The sequence below is a fragment of the Spirulina subsalsa CS-330 genome (assembly GCF_028330765.1).
GTDB lineage: Bacteria > Cyanobacteriota > Cyanobacteriia > Cyanobacteriales > Spirulinaceae > Spirulina > Spirulina subsalsa_A.
This window is the reverse complement of the sequence record NZ_JAQMTY010000165.1, coordinates 1-3080: the sequence shown is the minus strand read 5'-3', so window position 1 is coordinate 3080 and position 3080 is coordinate 1. Positions and strand designations below refer to the sequence as shown.

The window sequence follows — 3080 nt, the reverse complement described above, 5'->3', positions numbered from 1 at the left end:
GCGGCAGGGCTTGCCGTGTCAGTCTGTGGAGCGACTGTAAGACCTGAGCAGAGTAAATCTGTCAAGGCTGGTGCTATGAAGCAGAAACCCAATTAGTGATGATTGGGAATCCCCGTCTCTTTAGAGCGGGGAGGATGTCAAGAACGCAATTAATGAAAACAATGGCAGAGCATCCCCCAGCAGGTGAATCGCTCCGGGATGAAGTTGATCATACCCTGAAACTAGGGCTAGAGCGGAACCGTGCCGAGTACCTGACTTTGGAGGGCGGCGGCAATCTGGTCAATGGGGAGCACTTGGCGGGCGGCATTGAGGGCGATCGCTTCTTTCGGCATCCCAAACACCACCGAACTCGCTTCATCCTGGGCAATGGTATGACCTCCGGCTTGGGCGATCGCCATCATCCCCGCCGCCCCATCCCGCCCCATCCCCGTCAACAGCACCCCCAGCACCGCCGAGCGATAATACTGCGCCAACGACTCCATCGTCACCGTCACCGAAGGCCGATGACCATCAATTTTCGGCTGCGCCGAATGGCGAAACTGGCCTTGACGGTCAATCTCCAAATGCAACTGCTCCGGCGGAAAATAAACCACCCCCGCCTGGGGATACTCCCCCTGCTGGGCAATCCGGATCGGCACTTTGCAATACAGACTCAACCAATCAATCAACCCCTGTAAAAACCCATAACTAATATGCTGCACCACCACCACCGGCGTAGACCAATTTGCCGGCAACGCCCCCAACAGCGTCTTTAACGCCTGAGGCCCCCCCGTCGAAGCCCCGATCGCCACCATCTTGATCCGCCCCAGGCCCAGCGACGACACACCCGACGACGGACGAGACAGGGGCATCATCGGCAACGCGGCCGGCATCGGAGCCGGGAGACGCGCATTCTTGCGATGGCGGGTAAACACATGCACCCCCGACAACACCTGAATTTTCCGCACCAACGCCACCTTAATCGCTTCATACTCGCTCATTTCTTGCACACGGGGCTTTGGAAAAATATCCACCGCCCCCGCATCGAGCAATTCAAACACATTTTTCGTGTCTTCTTCCTGCACCGACGCACTAATCACCAAAATCGGGATCGGGCTTTTGGCCATCACCTCATAGGTAAATTCCAAACCATTCATTTGGGGCATATGCAAATCGGTGCAAATCACATCCGGATTCACCCGTGGAATCAGTGAGAGGGCTTCGAGTCCCGTTTTGGCCACCCCCACCACTTCCACCACCCCCGATGCATTTAAAATTCGCTTGAGAATGGCTTGGGCAATGAGGGAATCTTCAACGAGCAAGACACGAGTGCGCATAGGGGTTTAGGAGTAAGGGGAATACCAAACTAGACAAGGCGTTGTAAGGTTTCAAGCAACACTTCTTGATCAAACGTGCCTTTGGTGATGTAGGCACTGGCTCCGGCTTCTGCGCCTCGGCGGCGATCGTCTTCCGAGGAGAGGGAGGTCACTAAAATAATTGGAATTTCGTTGTATTCGGCATGTTCACGAATCCGGCGGGCGAGTTCGAGGCCGTCTAGGTTGGGCATTTGGACATCGCTAATTACGGCATCAAACTGGCCGGTTTTTAATTTGTTAAAGCCATCAAGACCATCTACAGCAGTCACGACGGTATACCCCGCTCCTTCTAGAATACGCTTTTCCTGGGTGCGAATCGTGATCGAGTCTTCGGCCAGGAGGATGGTGGCGCGGTGTTGGGGGGTGGTGCTGGTACTGCTGGTGACGAGGGGAACGATCGCATTGCGTTGGTTGCGTTGCACCGATTTCAACAGATCCGTCGGATTGAGAATCATACAGACTTCCCCCGTTCCCAAAATCGTCGCCCCGGCAATATTACGCACCCGCTTCAACAGTTGGCTTTGGGGTTTTAAGACCACATCTTGGGTGTCAATCAGGCGATCCACAAACAGTCCGAATCGCTCTTCGCTAATGCGCAGCAAGACACAGGGCAAGTTGCGTTTCGTTTCGGAGCGGGGGGCGAGGGTTTCGAGTTCGAGGAGTTGGGCTAAATGGGCGACGGAGATGGCTTGGTTGTCGAGGGCGATCGTGTCGCGCCCTTCCACGGTGAAAATCGTATCGGGATCAACCAGGAGCGAGGTTTCTACAAATTCCACCGGCAGCGCGTGGGTCAACCCGGCCACCTCCACCAGCAACACATTAGCCGTGGCGAGAGTCGTGCCCAGTTGAATTCGGAACGTTGTGCCTTGACCGGGGGTGGATTGCACCTGAATTGACCCTTTGAGGCGTTCGACATTGGTTTGCACCACATCCAGGCCCACGCCGCGCCCGGAAACTTCGGTGATTAGGGTTTGGGTGGAAAAACCGGGGGTAAAAATCAGGTTATAGATTTGGCCCGGGGTCATCATTTGGAGTTCTTCGGCGGTTTGAATGTTGCGCTCGATCGCTTTACGCTTAATCCGTTCGAGGTCGAGGCCGCGGCCGTCGTCGCTGACTTCGATGATCACGTTGCTGGTGGTTTGGTGGCCCTTGAGGTGGATGGTGGCGGTGGCGGGTTTGCCGGCCTGGGTGCGATCGCGCGGTAATTCCACCCCATGATCGATGGCATTCCGAATAATATGCATCAGGGGATCTTTCATTTCCTCCAGAATGCGCTTATCCGCCGTCGTGTCTCCCCCCTCAATCACCAGATCAATCTGCTTCTCTTGCTGTTTTGCCAAGTCCCGCACCATACGCGGAAAGAGTTGAAAAATATTCGACAGGGGCAACAGGCGCAGCGTCCGAATCTGATCTTCTAAATTGTTGGCAATCATGTCCAACCGCGTTGCATTTTCTTGGGTCGAAAGTTTCAACTGCTGCAATAGGTGATCCAAGCGTTCGGTGAGGGCTTGATTGACCTCGGTGTTTTGCGTTCCGGCCCGGGTTTTGAGTTCGTCCCAGGCATTCACCACCGCATCGAGTTCCGAAGCCACATGGGCAATCCGAATTTTAGTGACGGTGAGTTCCCCCGTTTGGGTGATCAGGTCATCAAGGTGACTCGTGGCAACGCGGATCGTTTCGATGCGGTAGGGTTCGGCTCCGGTTTTTGTGCTGGCGGGGGTGGGT

2 protein-coding genes are annotated in these 3080 nt (G+C 55.2%); both read right to left on the bottom strand.

What is annotated here, in order from left to right:
• Window positions 1-227 precede the first annotated feature (227 nt).
• Complete coding sequence (gene cheB / locus PN477_RS11135; RefSeq protein ID WP_272121122.1) at window positions 228-1316, bottom strand: chemotaxis-specific protein-glutamate methyltransferase CheB; 1089 nt, start codon at window positions 1314-1316, stop codon at window positions 228-230.
• A gap of 29 nt (window positions 1317-1345) precedes the next feature.
• Window positions 1346-3080, bottom strand: a 1735-nt coding sequence (locus tag PN477_RS11130) for a hybrid sensor histidine kinase/response regulator (protein ID WP_272147288.1), incomplete at its 5' end; no start/stop codon positions are given.